Raw genomic sequence first — 17,182 nt, 5'->3', positions numbered from 1 at the left:
CTGGTTTTACATAAAGATGTCGGTTTTACTGCTGTTGATGGTGTTTTTGTTTGCGTTTGCCATTCAAAGAAATGAGGCGCGCACAGTTGCTGAAGTTAGTGTTTCATTTAAGGATGAAAGTGCTCCTTTTGTGACGCGTGAGACCGTTAATAAATTGTTGATAGTAAGTAACGAAAAGCTTGCAGGAAAGGTAAAAGAAAATATAGCTTTGAGTGAGATGGAAAAGCGCGTGAAGGCGCATCCAATTATCAAGAATGCAGATGTTTACGTAACGATGGGTGGTGATATAGGTGTTGCAATAGAGCAACGTAAGCCTATAGCACGACTTAGCGGTGCTATTTCTTTTTATATAGATGAGAGTGGTGAGGTGATGCCATTGTCACAAAATCACTCCGCGCACGTTCCCCTTGTAACCGGAGCAACCGAGAAAGAAATAAGCGAAGTTTATAAGCTTGTAAATTTTATAAGGAAAGATGAGTTTCTTGCAAAGCACATTATAGGTATATCTCGAAGTAAGAACGCAGAGTATACGTTAAAGGCTAGAAAACTAGGTTATACTATATCACTAGGTAAGGTAGAAGCGTTAGAAAAGAGATTTAGTAATTATAAGGCTTTTTATCAAAAGGCACTTAAAGATAAAAGTTTAGATAAGTATAAAACTATAGAGCTCAAGTATGACGGGCAAGTAGTTTGTGAGAAAAAATAAAACGGTGATTGAGTAAGCTTTCGCTTATTCCGATAGCTATCGGGAGGTAGTAAACTATCAAAATTAAAGGTATGGAAAATCAAAATATCGCAGTAGGGCTGGACATAGGGACCACGAAGATCGTGGCAATGATAGGGCGGTACAATGAGTATAACAAGGTGGAGATTCTCGGTATAGGGAAGTCTAAAAGTCTTGGTGTACACCGCGGTGTGGTAAATAATATCACCCAGACCATACAGTCTGTGCAGCAAGCTGTACAGGAAGCAGAAGATGTATCAGGAATCAAAATTCAAGATGTAGTCGTAGGTATTGCTGGGCAACACATACGTTCATTGCAACATAGTGATTACATAACCCGTAACAACTCTGAGGAGGTAATTGATGCAGCAGATATTGATGCATTATGTAACCAAGTACATAAACTGGTAATGCTTCCAGGTGAGGAAATTATTCATGTATTACCACAAGAGTATAAAGTAGACGGGCAAAGCGAGATTAAAGAGCCTATTGGGATGTATGGTGGTCGCGTAGAAGCAAATTTTCACGTGGTCGTAGGTCAAGTAGCATCCATAAGAAATATAGGTCGTTGTGTGAAAAGTGCAGGGTTAAACCTTGACCGTATCACACTAGAGCCACTAGCATCTGCAAATGCAGTGTTGAGCCAAGAGGAAAAGGAAGCTGGAGTAGCACTTATCGATATAGGTGGTGGTACAACAGACCTTGCTATTTTTAAAGATGGTATTATTAGACATACAGCTGTAATACCTTTTGGAGGTAATATCATTACAGAAGATATAAAAGAAGGATGTTCAATTATTGAGAAGCAAGCAGAGCTTCTTAAAATTAAATTTGGTTCTGCGTGGCCAGGAGAAAATAAAGACAACGAGATTGTTTCTATCCCTGGGTTACGAGGGCGTGAACCTAAAGAGATAACACTAAAGAATTTATCAAAAATCATTCACGCGAGAGTTGTGGAGATTGTTGAGCAAGTGTATCTAGAAATTAAAAATTACGGACACGAGGAGCAGAAGAAAAAGCTCATTGCAGGTATTGTACTAACTGGAGGAGGTAGCCAACTCAAGCACCTAAAACAGCTAGTAGAATATATTACAGGTATGGATACTCGTATAGGATATCCTAATGAGCATCTTGCTGGAGATAGTGATGCAGAGACTACGAGTCCGCTGTATGCTACTGCTGTGGGATTAGTAATGAATAGCCTTGAGCACGGTTTATATAACAGTCAGTTAGAACCAGAAGAGGAAATTATTGCAAAAGAAGAAGAGGTCTTTACAGACACCATTAATGAAATACCAGAAACAGATATCGAGGCAAGGCCTAAAAAACCACAGGCGCCTAAGAGAAGCATATTTGATAGATGGGCAGATAAGTTTAAAGATTTTCTAGACAACGCAGAGTAGTCTATAAGATCAGTAAAGAGTAAATAGAGAATAATAAGACGGCTACGCAAGTAGTAATTGATTGTATAAGAATAAGGGGCAAAAACAAATCATATGAGTACGACACAATTTGATAACATCACATTTGATCTACCTAAAAACCAAAGTCACGTAATTAAAGTGATAGGTGTAGGTGGGGGAGGTAGTAACGCTATTAACCATATGTTCCAGCAGGGAATAAATGGGGTAGATTTTGTAATCTGTAACACAGATGCACAAGCACTAGAAAATAGTACAGTACCTAATAAGATACAACTGGGAGTAGGTCTTACAGAAGGTCTTGGTGCTGGAGCAAATCCAGATGTGGGAGAGCAAGCGGCTATAGAGAGTGAGATGGATATCAAGCAAATGCTTGGTACTAACACAAAGATGATATTTATTACTGCCGGAATGGGCGGTGGTACAGGAACGGGTGCTGCGCCAGTTATTGCCAAAATGGCTCGTGAGCTTGATATCCTAGTCGTAGGGATTGTCACGATACCATTCCAGTTTGAAGGTAAAATGCGTAATGAGCAAGCTCAAAAAGGAGTAGATAGACTTCGTGCCCAGGTAGATTCACTTATTGTTATTAATAATAACAAGCTCCGTGAGGTTTACGGTAATCTTGGTTTTAAAGCAGGATTTAGTAAAGCAGATGAAGTTCTTGCAACCGCTTCACGTGGTATTGCAGAGGTAATTACACATCACTATACACAAAACATCGATTTACGTGATGCAAAAACAGTTTTAAGTAAATCAGGAACAGCTATTATGGGTAGCGCTACTGCTAGTGGTACAAGTCGTGCAAACGAGGCGATATCAAAAGCGCTTGACTCTCCATTGCTTAACGATAATAAAATTACTGGAGCTAAGAATGTATTATTACTCATAGTTTCTGGTGGTGATGAGATTACAATAGACGAGATAGGAGAAATTAACGATCACATTCAAGCAGAGGCAGGTCACAGCGCAAACATCATCATGGGTGTAGGTGAAGATGACTCTCTAGGCGATGCAATTTCAGTAACGATTATCGCTACAGGATTTAATGCAGAGCAGCAGAATGAGATTGTAAACGTAGAGACTAAGAAGATTATACATACACTAGAAGAGGAGCAGAGAGCACAGCAAGATTTGATGCCAGATGCTACTGTAGAGATTCCTCCTTCGGCTCCTGTTGCTCCACAGGCACCGGCACCACCTAAGAAAATAGTGCATACACTTGATCTTGATGAAATAGAGGAAAAGAAGCCTACCGCTTTCGCGAAAGCGCCCGTAAAAGAAATTACAAGGCAACAAGCTGTTCCAGAGCAGGCTCCTAAAGTTGAGCCAGTACAGCCTCCTGCACAGCAATATAGCATGGATATAGTTCCTACTACAGATGTAATTAAGAATATTACAGTTGTGTATGATGAGATACTTCTAGAGAATGAAGCAGATTTTGAAATCATAGATACTACAGTGCGTCATGAAGCGACTAGAGTGGAGCATAAAGAGCCAGAAAATAATGGAATGTTATTTTTTGATATGCCATTAACGACAGAAGCTCCAATGGAGGAAGATGAGAAGCCTATCATGTTTGATCTTGATGACACTACAGCATCTATTGAGGTGAAGGAGCCTATAGAAATTGTACCTGTAACTGAGCATACTAATGACGGAGAGACTAGATATAGTCTTGAGGATTACATGGAGCTTGAAGAGACACTTTCTAATGCATCTAGTGATGATGATGAAAACGACATTGAAGAAGAAACTATTGTTTTTGAAACAAAAACTGTTGCTCCTCAACAAAAACGTGAAGATGAAAATGCAGAGATAGACCCTATGAATAGTCCTATCTCACAGATTCTTATAGACAGAGCTTCTGAGCGTAAGCGCAAGATGAAAGAATTCAATTATAAATTTCGCACAAACCAGTCTCGTATTGAGGAGATAGAAAAGCAACCTGCGTACAAGCGTATGGGGATTGATCTAGAAGAAACACCAGCAAAGGATGGAAGTTTATCTAGAACATCACTTTCTACAGATGATAATGATGAAATTCAATTGAGAAGTAATAACTCATTTTTACATGATAATGTAGATTAAGCAGGTACTGCTTAGAGTTTTTAGCGATCCGGCTATCTTCCCCAAGATAGTCGGGTTTCTTTTTTATATGCTACTTGGGTGTGTATTTAATTTCACCATTTCTTGTATCTTCGTGACTTTAATAAGATATTTATAATCAATAAAATTATCTCTTAAACTCCATAACTTAATTAGGAGTGTTGAGTAAAAATATATACTACTATGAGCCTATCTACACAAGTGATGACTGCAATGAAAGAAGCTATGAAAGCTAAAGATCAAAATGCATTAACATCCCTACGTGCCATAAAATCTGCAATTTTACTTGCGCAGACAGAGACGGGTTCAAAAGAGGAGATTACCGAAGAGCAAGAGCTTAAGTTGTTACAGAAACTTGTAAAGCAGCGTAAGGATAGTGCAGCTATTTTTGCAGAGCAAGGACGTAATGATCTTGCAGATCCAGAAATAGCACAGGCAGAAGTAATCTCTCAATTCTTACCAGAACAAATGAGTGAGGCAGATGTAACTAAAGTAGTAGATGAGGTAATTGCTGCAACTGGTGCCCAAGGAATGAAAGATATGGGTAAAGTGATGGGACAAGTTAATGCTAGACTTACTGGAAAAGCAGATGGTAAAACCATTAGTACAATTGTGAAGGCTCGTCTTTCATAATAGTCTTGTAGTCAGTTAATTTACTTTAAAATTCTCAAATAAGAGCCTTTAATGCGTGAAAGCAGTCTTTTCATCGAATTGACAACATAGTTGTGTCATTTAATTAAAAGGTTTACTAATATTGTGTTCCCCAGCGAGACTCAAGCAGTCTTTAAATAAACCCCCTAAATAGTTTTTAACGTTTAACTTTTATACCAAGAGGTTATGAAGGGATTTATGAGGTGCGCCTTTGTTTTAGTGATTATTTTTAGTGCAGCTACTAGTGCTAATGCTCAGCAAGGAAAGCTTGCTAGAGCAAGTAAAAAGTTTAATCAGTTAGCTTATATAGATGCGATTGAAATCTATAAAGACCTCGTAGCAGAAGGTTTTAAATCTTATCAAGTTTTTAATAAAATAGCGGAAGCCTACTATTACAATGGTAAGTACTCCCAAGCTCAAGAATGGTATGGAAAACTTACAGAAAGCTATGCAGACTCTGTAAGTGATGAGCACTATTTTAGATATGCGCAAACACTACGCGCTATTAAAGAATATGATAAGTCTGATGAGATGATGCAAATCTTTGCAGATCGAAGCGGAAATGACTTTAGGGCCAAATTATTCAAAGAAAATCCAGATTATACAAAGGTAGAAGGCTACAGAGAAAGCTATTATACGGTTAATATGATACGAGAGATGAACTCTCGATATTCAGATTTTGGCCCGTCATATTATAATGGTCAGGTGATTTTTGCTTCGGCTAGAGATACGGGTTCCATTACAAGACGTATACATAAGTGGAACAATCAGCCATTTCTAGATTTATACAAGTCTACTATGAAGGAAGATGGAAGCATGTCTCCGCCTTCACGTTTTCACCGCAAGGTAAATACCATCTTTCATGAGAGTACTCCTACGTTTACTAAGGATGGCAAGACAATGTATTTTACAAGAAATAATTTTACAGATGGAGATTTTGTAAAATCGTCAGATGGGATTAATAAATTGAAGATCTATAAATCTAGGCTATTAGATAAGGAAAAGGGAAGCTGGTCTGAAGCGGTTGAAGTTTCATTTAATGAAGAGGAATATGCTACTGCGCATCCAGCGTTAAGTGCTGATGGAAAAACTTTATACTTCTCATCAGATAGACCTGGAAGTGTAGGGTTATCAGATATTTGGAAAGTGGCTATTAGCGGTGATGGAAGTTTTGGGGAGCCTGTAAATCTAGGGAAGCCTATAAATACAGAAGGAAGAGATGCCTTTCCATTTATGAGTAGTACAGGAAATCTTTATTACGCCTCAGATGGATATCCAGGACTGGGAGGACTTGATATTTTTGTGACTAACCCATCATCAGAAGAGATTACGGTTGCAAGTTTGGGTGAGCCTATTAATAGCTCTGCAGATGATTTTGCCTACATAGTGAATGACACTTTAAAAACTGGTTTCTTCTCTTCAAGTCGTAATCAGGGAATGGGAAGTGATGACATTTATAGATTCAAGCAAAAGGAAAAACCAGAACCACGATGTGATGTGGATGTCTTAGGATTTATTACAGATGCGGTGACAAAGCAACCTATAACGGATGCAAAAGTACAGCTCATGAATGCTGATAATGAAGTGGTAAAAGAGGTAGACGTAAATGCACGCGGACTATATAGATTTAGTCTCGTATGCTCAGAAAATTATGTGATACGTGCGACGTCAAAATTATATTATGCAAAAGAGGTGATTGTGATCACACCGGCTGAGCCAGAAACATTACAAAAGGATATAGAGCTTGAGTTGAGACTTACAGAAGTAGGAGTAGGTGACGATCTTGCAAAACTTCTTAATCTTAATCCTATTTATTTTGATTATAATAAATCTGACATAAGACCCGATGCTGCACTAGAGCTTACAAAAGTAATCTCTGCAATGAAGCAAGTGCCAGATATGGTGATAAGCGTAAGGTCGCATACAGATAGTAGAGGTAAGGATGATTATAATCTCTCCCTTTCAGATAGAAGAGCAAAGTCTACAGTGGCATATATTATCTCTAGAGGTATCGATGCCAATAGAATTTCTGGTCAAGGTTATGGCGAGACACAGCTCGTAAATAGCTGCAATAATAATGCAGACTGTACAGAGGAGCAACATCAATTAAATCGTCGTTCAGAATTTATTGTGATTACTCAGTAAAGATTTACATTTGCGCTTTCGCGAAAGCAAAAAAAGTAGGCTCAGTAGTTCAACTGGATAGAATATCAGATTTCGGCTCTGACGGTTGGAGGTTCGAATCCTCTCTGGGTCACGAATAAATAGAATAGGAGAAAATAATTTGAGCTTGCTCAGAAATTATTTTTCTCCTTTTCTATTTTCAAAGCGGAGCTTTGCGGATCACCGAAGCGTAGCGGAGGTAATCCTTTAGTGAAAGTTTCAATTACAGTTATGTCTTCCTTCAAAAAGTTTGAGATCTGTCTCTTTGAAGTCACTAATGAGTACAAAATTCCCATAGCAAATCAAGTGTATTTGAATTTATGATTGGGACTTTTTTTATTTTCAAAGCGGAGCTTTGTGGGATCACCGAAGCGCAGGTAATCCTCTAGTGAAAGTCTCAATTACAGATATATCTTCCTTCAAAAAGTTTGAACTCTGACCTTTTGAAGTCACTAATGAGTGCAAAATTCGCATAGCAAATTAAAAGAACTTGAATTAGTAATTGAGCTTGTTCATTTTTAAGGCGGAGCTTTGAGGATCACCGCAGCGTAGGTAATCCTTTAGTGAAAGTTTCCATTACCGTTATATCGTCCTTCAAAAAGTCTGAACTCTGACCTTTTGGAAGTCGCTAATGAGTGCAAAATTCCCATAGCAAATCAGGTCTAATCGAATTTGAATTGGGGCTTTTTTTATTGTAGAGTTTTGTAATAGTTATCTTGATAAACTCGTTTTCTTTATAAAAATATACTTAAACCATAATTTTCCCAGAGTTAATAATTGTCTTTTAGATTTATATGTTAGTAATAATTTATTTCTAAACCCTAGGTAGACTTTTAATAAGTTTCAGAAGGTCTAAATTCTTATATCCTCTCTTATAATAACATTAATTTTAAAGTGTAATTTTTTATTTTCATAAAACACTACTTAGCAATCATTTAGCCTCTGTTATCTGTCAATAGTAATTTAAAAAAAGATATTTTACTAAGCTATTGTTATTTAGAATAAATAAAAATAGCTATGTTTGTATTTGAATTTAAACAAGGTAATCACGAGATGAAACTACATTTTACAATCTTATTTATAGTTCTTGGTGCACTAACAACCACAGCACAAGAAAACATTTTTTTAAATCCAACTTTTTGGAAGGGTAAGCCTAGTCTAGATATAGTAAAACAAAAGATAGCTGATGGAAATGATGCTACAGAGCTTAATGAAAGAGCATTTGATGCGGTAGTGTATGCTTTACTGCAAAAAGCTGATAACGATGTGGTAAAATATCTTTTATCTCTTAAGGGAAACCCAGTTGATAAGAAAACTCATGACAGCCGTATTTATTTACATTGGGCTGCTTTTACTGGTCAAGTAGGACTGGTGAACCATTTGTTAGAAAAAGGTTCGTCGGTAACACAGCTAGATAGCCATGGTTATACACCACTCACATTTGCGGCAAATGCTGGTCAAATCAATAAGGAATTATATGAGGCTTTTGAAAACTATGGAGTAGATCTACTTAATGAAAAAAATGAAAATGGAGCAAACTTACTATTGCTTGTAGCGCCATCTTTATCTAATGAGACAGAGCTAAATTCATTTTTAAAAATGGGGTTTGACTTAAATGATAAAGATGAATCATATAATGGCATTTTTAACTATGCTGCAAAAAAAGGGAATTTAGATTTATTGAAATTACTAGTAAACAAAGGAGTAGATTATAAAACCTTGAATTCAAATGGAGGTAATGCCATATTATATGCCGCAATGGGTACACGTGGTGGAACTATTGACTTAGCTGTTTTTAAGTATTTAGAAGGACTAGATATTACAGTAAATGCCGTGGGTGATTACGGACGTAATCCATTGCATTATATTGTTAATAGAACTAATGATATAGCACTTCTTAAATTCTTTATTGATAAAGGTGTAGCTGTCGATTTGCAAGATAATAGCGGCAATTCTCCTTTTATGAATGCAGCAAATAGTAATGATTTGAGCGTTATTGACTTTTTGTCTCAGCACGTAAATAGTATGAATACAAAGGATGAAAACGGAAATACTGCGCTTACAAAGGCTGTAAATAAAAATTCACCAGAGGTGGTTGAATTTCTTTTAAGGAAAAACGCCGATGTAGAAGTCGTAGATGCTGAAGGCAATACACTTGAATATTATTTACTCAATACCTTTAAGGCTCATAATAATATCGATTTTGAAGCAAAGCTAAGATTATTGAAAGATGAAGGCTTAGTTATGGGGCAAACACAACATGGAGGCAATACACCATTGCATATAGCAGCTCAAGAAAATAACCTAGAACTTTTAAAACGTTGGGAAGAGTTTAATATAGATATTAATGCAAAAAACAACAGTGGTTATTCTGTTTTACAAATTGCTGCTATGAAAGCACATTCTAGTGATATTTTGCAATATTTAATATCCAAAGGGGCAGACAAGACTGTAAAAACTGATTTTGATGAGACAGTTTTAGACCTCGCAACGGAAAACGAAATACTAAAAAAACAAAATACTAAATTAAACTTCCTCAAATAATATGAAACGATTATTTACAACACTTCCTCTACTGTTTATTTTGGCTTTTATACTAGTCACATTTACATCTGCAAGCACGGTGAGTGCGATTGCAGAAGAAAATGAAACGACCGCTGTAAAATGTATGATACAGATGACTAATTATAGTGGTGAAGGCGCTTACATAGTGATTTCTCTAATTAACCCAAAAGGTGAATATGAACAAACACTGCACGTTCAAGGAAAAGACACAGAGTGGTACAGTGAGATCAAAGAATGGTGGCAGTTTTATGGAAAACAAGATGATGGTATTGATGCCCTAGTTGGTGCTACAATTAGTGGTGGTGAGCGCGCGATAAATATTATAAAAATTCCTAAAAACAACATCGATGCAGGTTATAGTATTCGTTTTGAAACCGCTGTTGAAGATCAAGATTATCACACTAGTGATGTGCAATTTGAACTTACATCTACAAGTATAAAAAGTAAGGTAGAAGGAACCGGATTTATTCGTTATGTGCGTATGATGCCACAATAAATTTTAATGATAAGTTCTATTTGGCGATATAGCCACTTTTTACTGACAGCAGTTTCGGCATTATTTTTATTGCTGGCTTCAATAACTGGTGCTATTTTAGCCCTTGAACCCGCTACTTTAATCACGCAGCCTTATGCAGTAGTTGATCTCGATAATACCAGCCTTTCAAGTACTATAAAAGCCTTAGAAAATAAATATCAAGAGGTATTAGAGATAGAAAAAACAGCAGAAAACTTTGTAACTGCCAGTGTAGTTACACGCGATAATGAAAATAGACAGATTTATGTCCATCCAAAAACTGGAGTAGCGCTAGGAAATGTAGAGAAACAATCAGTCTACTTTAATTATGTAACCAATCTACACCGTTCTTTATTTTTAAAAACCATAGGACGTGTGTTTGTAGGAGTAGTTTCATTCTTGCTCTGTTTGATTGCGTTTACTGGTTTTTTCTTATTAGCACAACGTCAGGGTGGTTTTAAAAATTGGTTTAATAGAGTCCAAGAAACGAATATAGGACAACGCTATCACGTGATATTGGGACGTTGGTTTTTACTCCCTATAATTATTATAGGAACTACTGGAGTGTATCTTTCGGTAGAGAAATTTTCTTTGACTCCAGAAACTCAAATTTCTCATAATTGGAATGCAACTCCTACAACAGGATTGCAAGAGTTTTCTACTTCAGAAATCCCCTTATTTAAGAATCTAAAATTAAGTGAGGTTAGAAAAGTTATCTTTCCTTTTTCAGAGGATGTAGCCGATTATTATGAGTTAGAACTCAGAGATAGAGAGTTGCTAGTCCATCAATATACTGGTGAGGTGGTAAGTGAGGTGCAATATCCATTTGCCTATTTTGTCTCGAAGTGGAGTATGTTACTGCATACAGGACAGGGAAATATATTTTGGTCAGTGATTTTGTTCATTGCAAGTTTAAGCATACTGTTTTTCATGTATTCAGGCTTAAGAATGAGTATAAAACGAATTCAGAAGACTAAGCCAATCTTCTCAACATTCCATAAAGATGAAGCCCAATATATCTTGCTTGTAGGGTCTGAAACTGGAAGTACATACGCTTTCGCGAAAGCGTATTATAAAGCACTAATTGCAGTAGGTGTTAAGGTACACCTTGCTACATTAAACGATTACAATACTTATAAAAAAGCCACACATCTTATAGTGTTTACAGCAACATATGGTGATGGTGATGCGCCGAGTAACGCACGAAAGTTTAAGGATTTATTGCAGAAGATTGAGCCTAGTAGTAATATGAAGTTTGCTGTTGTTGGATTTGGTTCTTTACGTTATACACACTATTGTGAGTTTGCAATCCAAGTAAATGATGCATTGAGTGCACATCCATCTTTTAGTAAATTACAAAGCTTAGAAAAGATAAATGAGCAATCACCGGTGTCTTTTACTAATTGGATAACGAGATGGAATCGATTAACGGGAATGAATCTTGAGGTAGTTTTACCAATTATAAGCGAAAAAGAGGCTAAATTTTTAAAATTTGAGGTTGTATCACGTAGCAACCTAAATGTGGATGAAACCACAATCTTGAGATTAAAATCAAAGAATAAAGTGGATTTTCAGTCGGGTGACTTACTGAATGTAATACCTGGCAAGGGTATAAAGGCCCGACAATATTCTATAGCACGCATAGATGCTGATATTTATCTAAGTGTAAAACAACACACTAAGGGTGTTTGTTCCCATTATTTAAGTAACTTAGAAACTGGAGTAAATATTAAAGCTAGTATTGAAAGGAATCCATACTTTCATCTTCCTGAAAAAGCATCGTCAGTTTATATGATTGCAAATGGAACTGGGATAGCACCCTTTTTAGGAATGATCATAAATGAGAGGGGAAATATACCCATACGACTACTTTGGGGTGGTAGAACCTTGGCTTCCTTTGATTGTTATGAAGCTATTTTAAATGCGAAGTTACCAGAAAGAAACGACTTCAAATACAATCTTGCATTATCGCAAGAAGGTGAAAAAATTTACGTTCAAGATGTTATAAAGCATCGAGAAAAGGAAGTTGGACAAGCCTTAAAAGATGGATGCGTTTTTATGCTATGCGGCTCTATGGCTATGCAGCATTCAGTATTAGATACACTAGAAGAAATAGCACAAAAGGAACTGAAACAGCCGTTAAGTGATTTTGAAAATAATGGTCAACTCCTAACAGACTGTTATTAAAATACTAGTTGTTTAAAGCAGGCCAAAATATCTTTAATTACTTACTAGGTAAAAACTAGTAAGTAGCAGGAATTCGTATTACTTTGTCGGAGTGAGTAAGTCTTGCTTGTTTAGTCGTACAAGTAAATATTTACTGGCTTTAACAGCAAAATAGTTGCATATGGTAAATCATAATATTAAATTGGTAGTCTAATCTATGATGACACAACCAGACGCATTAATCAACAAGTTTCTCCAGAAAGATCCTGCATCTTTTGAGAAAATTTATGAACTCTATAGCGAGAGCTTATTTGGGGTTATAAATAGTGTAGTACATAACCAAGAAGTGGCAGAAGAATTATTGCAAGATACATTTGTGAAAATTTGGAATAATTCAGATAAGTACAACCCTGCTAAAGGAAGATTTTTTACGTGGATGCTTAATATAGCGCGCAATGGGGCTATTGATAAGATACGTTCAAAAGATTTTAAAAACCAAAAGAAAAACCATACTGCCGAATATTTCGTAGATATTCTCGAGGCGAAAGGAAGCTTTAATACTTCGGTAGATGCCATTGGTATCAAGAAGTATGTAGAGGTTCTAGAACCGCTTTGTAAAAAGATAATTCACTTTTTGTTTTTTCAAGGATACACACAAAAGGAAACAGCCGAAGAGCTAGACATTCCTCTGGGTACCGTAAAAACACGAAATAGAATTTGTATTAAAAAACTAAGAGATATAGTAGGCGTAGTATGAAAAACTCACAAACATATATAGATTCAGGGGTTCTCGAGCTCTTCGTATATGGAACACTTCCTGAGGAGGAAATGATGGAGATTGCTCGTGATGTATCTCAAGATACAGCATTGCTAGAAGAGGTAATAGAGATCGAAAACCATTTAATGCATCTAGCTAAGGCAGCCGCTCCTGGTGAGCCTAAGCATGTAAGTGTTCTAAGAAAGTATTTAAACGATAATGAAACTAAAGTAATCCCGCTTTCGCGAAAGCAAACTCCTATCGTTGCATTCATGGGATGGGCCGCTGCAGTATTATTGCTTGTGGGTATAGGTTACTTATATACTGAAAATAACAAGCTTGAAGAGCGTATCGTTGATACGGAGAGAGAATTGTTGCTTCAAGAAGGTAAAACACAAGTTGCAGAAACGAACCTCGATCAAACCAGAGGATTACTTAATGTAATACGTAAACAAGATTTAATAGCAGTGCCGCTAGGAGCTCAAGCTATTGCACCAGAAGCTTACGCATCTGTGTATTGGGATAAGAAAAGTGGTAAAGCGTATATAGATGTAAAAGGATTACCAGAACCTCCTGAAGGGAAGGTTTATCAAGTGTGGTCTCTTACCTTAGAACCTCTTACGCCTACGAGCATAGGAGTTCTTGATCAATATGATGCTAGCGGAAATCAAATCTTTGAGCTAAGTAATCCTAATGAGTCTGAAGCCTTTGGTATTACCTTAGAGCCAGAAGGAGGAAGTGCTTCTCCTACACTTGAGCAACTATATACATTAGGAGTGGTTGCATCATCTTAAGATGTATGAGAGCTTTCTAATTCCATGTAACATATATAAGTATAGTATCAATCTAAAAACTCCTTGCTAGTTCTATAGTAAGGAGTTTTTTATGCGCTATCAATTCGTTTACTAATCAATAAGCTCGCTAGTCAAATAACTACTCATATAATCTGTTCATGTTCTCTTTAGATTATATGAATTGTCTAGTTGTTATGCTTACTCAATTGTCATCTAAAAGACACTACAAGCGTTTGATGTAAGCAGGCAGGATGATGAATACTTGCGTCTGTTAGTTATTTATATAATCTATATAAACTGTACTTAAGAAAAGGTTATAAAGCTAACTCGAATTATAGGTCATAAAAAAGCGTCTTACTCAAAAGAGTAAGACGCTCATACAAACAAAATCAAAAACTATCCAACCATTAATAGTTTTCTAATAACCTTACTATATCTACGTAAAACATTGTGAAGCGGTTTCATAGATTAGGAAAATTATAAGTTTTGTATTTCTTTATAGGTAACAGGGCCTAGTTCAAAGCTTGTTTCTAGTAGCTCTTCTTTGATAGGAGCTAGTTCGTTTTTCATATCAAGAGCTTTATAAATTTGTGCTGTGTGAAACTGCGCCATAGGCTCATGAGTTTTACCAATTACATGTTCTTGAGTTATGCTTAAGGCTTTTTTATAATCTCCATTTCCATAGTAAGCATGTGCTAGAAGATCGTAAGACATCGGAGTAGGTCTATTGTTTACTTCCTTCTGAGCTATCGTAATGGCCTGCTGTGATGTCTCAGGGTTGCCTGCATATATTTCGACAAGATATGCTCCATACATATCTCCATAACTTGGATTTGAAACTCGGGATAAAAAATTGTTTAACGCTTCTTTTGCGCTATCTTCATCGCCAGTACTTTCATAAATCTCTGACTTGAGAAGTTCGTAATCTGGGCTTTTACTATCTTTTTCTATAGCTTCAATTATGCGTAAAGCTTCAGTAGGATTGTTTTCATAAGAATATGCAATCCAGGCAATTCCTTTTTTTGCGTAAGAATTGCTAGGATCGATTGCTAGTGCCTTGAGATAGTGGTTGTAAGCATCATTAATTCTTCCAGCATGTCCATAATAGTCTGCGAGATTTGTGTAGACCCACACTTGTAATCCCTTTTGCTTACTACTTTCTGCAATAGCTTTTGCAGCTTCCATGTGCTGGATTGTTTTGTCAAGATTACCTTTGTAATCTTCCAGTTTTCCAAGTCGAATCAAGTAGTTGTAGTCTGAGAAGTCTGTTTCTTTTGTTAAGATCTTTTCTGCATTTTCATAATCACCTAGTTCCATTGCTACATCAAAGGCAACTAGATTAATAGCTTTAATTTCTCCTCCAGCTACTATGCGAGCACTATCAACGAGTGTCTTTGCTTCTTTAAAGCGATGCTGAGTGATGTAGTTTTGTGCTAATGCCAGTAATTTTCCGTCTTTGCCTATGTTTGTTACTAGCGCAGATCTTGTGAGGTTTTTTTCTGCATTTTTGAGTTGCTCTATAGATGCATTAAGTTGAAAGATCTTTGTCTGCATTCCAGCACTTTTTGATAATTCAATGAGCTGTATGCTATCTTTTTTTATTCGTTCATTCCAGAAGCTTAATTCTTTTTCTGCTTTTGCAATCTCTTTAGAATTGTTGGTTTTTAGGTAGTTCTTATAATCTGCTTCATTGAGGATTTTTTCATCTTCATTTGAACAAGAGATTATTAAGGCGGTTGTGAGTAATAATAAGGTTATATATTTCATAAGATCAATTGATTTTAAACAAAAAGGGTCTGAAAAATTCAGACCCCCATTTAGCTAATTAAAAATAATTAAATTTTTATTGTGGTCCTACTAGGTAAGGAAATGTTGTAGTTCCCATAGCACCTGTACCTGCACTTACATTATCTGTAACTAAAATTGGTAAATCAGGTGTTCCATCATTATCAAGGTCTTGCCCGTTGTATTTATCTCCATTATTTCCTCCGAAGAGTAAAATTAAAGATACATCTACAACATCATCACTAAGAGTACGACCTGTTAGAACGTTAGTTCCATCAAAATACGTAGTAGGTACATCTGGTGCAACCTGTAAAACATCTTGAGCTAATATCGTTGTAAGCGTTGGAGCGTCTAGACCTAAAATGTTTGTTTCATATTCAACTCCGAATGCATCGTGTAATGCTACAGCTTTGTTAAGAAAGGCTTGTTGAAATCCTGCAACCATTTCAGAAGGGATTGTTGTGTTGAAGCTATTTTTAGCTGCGCTATCTCCTCCTAATACAGTGTTAATTGCTGCACGTCCCATTTGATCTTGTTGAGCAAACGTTCCAGAAAAGTCAACTTCTGTAGGCGTTGGTAATGGATCAATTGTGATAGGTGTGTTATCGTCGTCGTCGCTACATGATACAACTCCTGCTAGAAGAACTGCTGCAAATAGATATTTTATATTTTGTAATTTCATGATATATGTCTTTTAACTATTATTGTTTTGTTTTTGCTTCAACCCAAGTATTCCAAATTTGAACGCCTGTTCCAGCTGGATGCGCAGAAGTACCACCTAATAAAGTGTTTGGAACTTCAACTACTACAGAAAGTACATTTGTACCTTCAAAAGGGTCAGAAGCATTTTCAGCAGTTTGAAAACCACCGTTTGGTCCTGTTGTTCCTGTAAAAGGTCCTGCAGGGTTTCCTACAACAGCATTAAAAGTTGTAAAATCAAAGAAAAAAGGATCTGCTCTTAAACCAGCAAATATTTTAATTCCATTAGTAGTAGTCATTGTGTTTTCATCAGCTCCAGTAGAGATATCTACAGATCCAATAAGTGCACTCTCGTCAATAGTACTGTTAAGTCCAGTTGAAGAAATTTCATAAGGTCCAAAGAAATACATTTTTCCATCTCTTGGAATTGCTTGTATAACTCTATCCTCTACAAGATCACCATCATTATCAATGTTGAATTCAACAAGAACATTCTCGTCAAACTCAGCATCTCCAGCAAGCGAACTTTGAACGTTTGCTACAAATACGGTGTTGTTAGAATTTTCAGCACTTTCAAATGCGAAGTAATCAGTAATGTCTGCGGTTGTTCCGCCTACTGCAGGAGCATCTAAGTGATCGGCTGCGATAAGTGCACCTACTCCAAGTAAGACAGCACCTGCGATTAGAATTTTTGGTAATTTTTTCATTGTTGTATATTGTTTATTTGAGAACACTTACGCAGTAAAGAATCGCAAGGTTTCTATTAAGACGTTAAATTCTTGTTAAGAGAAAAATATCTAAAACCGAAACACAAGGTTGTTATTACATATATTA

13 protein-coding genes and 1 tRNA gene are annotated in these 17,182 nt (G+C 36.4%); 11 read left to right on the top strand and 3 right to left on the bottom strand.

Going from position 1 to position 17,182, the window contains the following annotated elements:
- Positions 1 to 16: 16 nt before the first annotated feature.
- The 11 genes from JM84_RS13995 to JM84_RS13945 all read left to right on the top strand — a co-directional run bounded on the left by JM84_RS13995 (position 17) and on the right by JM84_RS13945 (position 13,864).
- Complete coding sequence (locus JM84_RS13995; RefSeq protein ID WP_144784863.1) at positions 17 to 706, top strand: cell division protein FtsQ/DivIB; 690 nt, start codon at positions 17 to 19, stop codon at positions 704 to 706.
- 71 nt (positions 707 to 777) lie between these two features.
- Positions 778 to 2,127, top strand: a complete 1,350-nt coding sequence (gene ftsA / locus JM84_RS13990; RefSeq protein WP_013751384.1) for a cell division protein FtsA — start codon at positions 778 to 780, stop codon at positions 2,125 to 2,127.
- Positions 2,128 to 2,220: 93 nt separating this feature from the next.
- Positions 2,221 to 4,236 carry a cell division protein FtsZ gene (gene ftsZ / locus JM84_RS13985; protein WP_013751385.1) on the top strand — a complete coding sequence of 672 codons (2,016 nt, stop codon included), beginning with the start codon at positions 2,221 to 2,223 and terminating at the stop codon, positions 4,234 to 4,236.
- Between the two features lie 201 nt (positions 4,237 to 4,437).
- Positions 4,438 to 4,887, top strand: coding sequence for a GatB/YqeY domain-containing protein (locus tag JM84_RS13980; protein ID WP_013751386.1), 450 nt, complete (start codon positions 4,438 to 4,440; stop codon positions 4,885 to 4,887).
- 204 nt (positions 4,888 to 5,091) lie between these two features.
- A complete protein-coding gene (locus JM84_RS13975; RefSeq protein ID WP_013751387.1) occupies positions 5,092 to 7,050 on the top strand; it encodes an OmpA family protein in 1,959 nt (652 codons plus the stop codon).
- A 38-nt stretch (positions 7,051 to 7,088) separates the two neighbouring features.
- Positions 7,089 to 7,162, top strand: a tRNA-Arg gene (locus tag JM84_RS13970).
- Positions 7,163 to 8,085: 923 nt separating this feature from the next.
- Positions 8,086 to 9,612, top strand: a complete 1,527-nt coding sequence (locus JM84_RS13965; RefSeq protein ID WP_013751388.1) for an ankyrin repeat domain-containing protein — start codon at positions 8,086 to 8,088, stop codon at positions 9,610 to 9,612.
- 1 nt (position 9,613) lies between these two features.
- A complete protein-coding gene (locus JM84_RS13960; RefSeq protein WP_013751389.1) occupies positions 9,614 to 10,129 on the top strand; it encodes a DUF2271 domain-containing protein in 516 nt (171 codons plus the stop codon).
- A 6-nt stretch (positions 10,130 to 10,135) separates the two neighbouring features.
- Complete coding sequence (locus JM84_RS13955; RefSeq protein WP_013751390.1) at positions 10,136 to 12,334, top strand: PepSY domain-containing protein; 2,199 nt, start codon at positions 10,136 to 10,138, stop codon at positions 12,332 to 12,334.
- Between the two features lie 196 nt (positions 12,335 to 12,530).
- Entirely contained in the window at positions 12,531 to 13,070 is a 540-nt protein-coding gene (locus tag JM84_RS13950; RefSeq protein ID WP_013751391.1) for an RNA polymerase sigma factor, read from the top strand.
- Positions 13,067 to 13,864 carry an anti-sigma factor domain-containing protein gene (locus JM84_RS13945; RefSeq protein ID WP_013751392.1) on the top strand — a complete coding sequence of 266 codons (798 nt, stop codon included), beginning with the start codon at positions 13,067 to 13,069 and terminating at the stop codon, positions 13,862 to 13,864. The genes JM84_RS13950 and JM84_RS13945 overlap by 4 nt, the downstream gene beginning before the upstream one ends.
- 477 nt (positions 13,865 to 14,341) lie before the next feature.
- Here JM84_RS13945 and JM84_RS13940 read toward each other — a convergent pair whose 3' ends face one another.
- The 3 genes from JM84_RS13940 to JM84_RS13930 form a co-directional block, all read right to left on the bottom strand.
- A complete protein-coding gene (locus JM84_RS13940; protein ID WP_144784861.1) occupies positions 14,342 to 15,631 on the bottom strand; it encodes a tetratricopeptide repeat protein in 1,290 nt (429 codons plus the stop codon).
- 76 nt (positions 15,632 to 15,707) lie between these two features.
- On the bottom strand, positions 15,708 to 16,331 hold the full coding sequence (locus JM84_RS13935) for a hypothetical protein (protein WP_013751394.1): 624 nt from the start codon (positions 16,329 to 16,331) through the stop codon (positions 15,708 to 15,710).
- A 19-nt stretch (positions 16,332 to 16,350) separates the two neighbouring features.
- Entirely contained in the window at positions 16,351 to 17,055 is a 705-nt protein-coding gene (locus tag JM84_RS13930) for a DUF4331 family protein (RefSeq protein ID WP_013751395.1), read from the bottom strand.
- Positions 17,056 to 17,182 lie beyond the last annotated feature (127 nt).

The sequence above is a fragment of the Dokdonia sp. Hel_I_63 genome (assembly GCF_007827285.1).
Lineage (GTDB): Bacteria > Bacteroidota > Bacteroidia > Flavobacteriales > Flavobacteriaceae > Dokdonia.
This window is presented reverse-complemented; position numbering and strand designations above follow the sequence as displayed.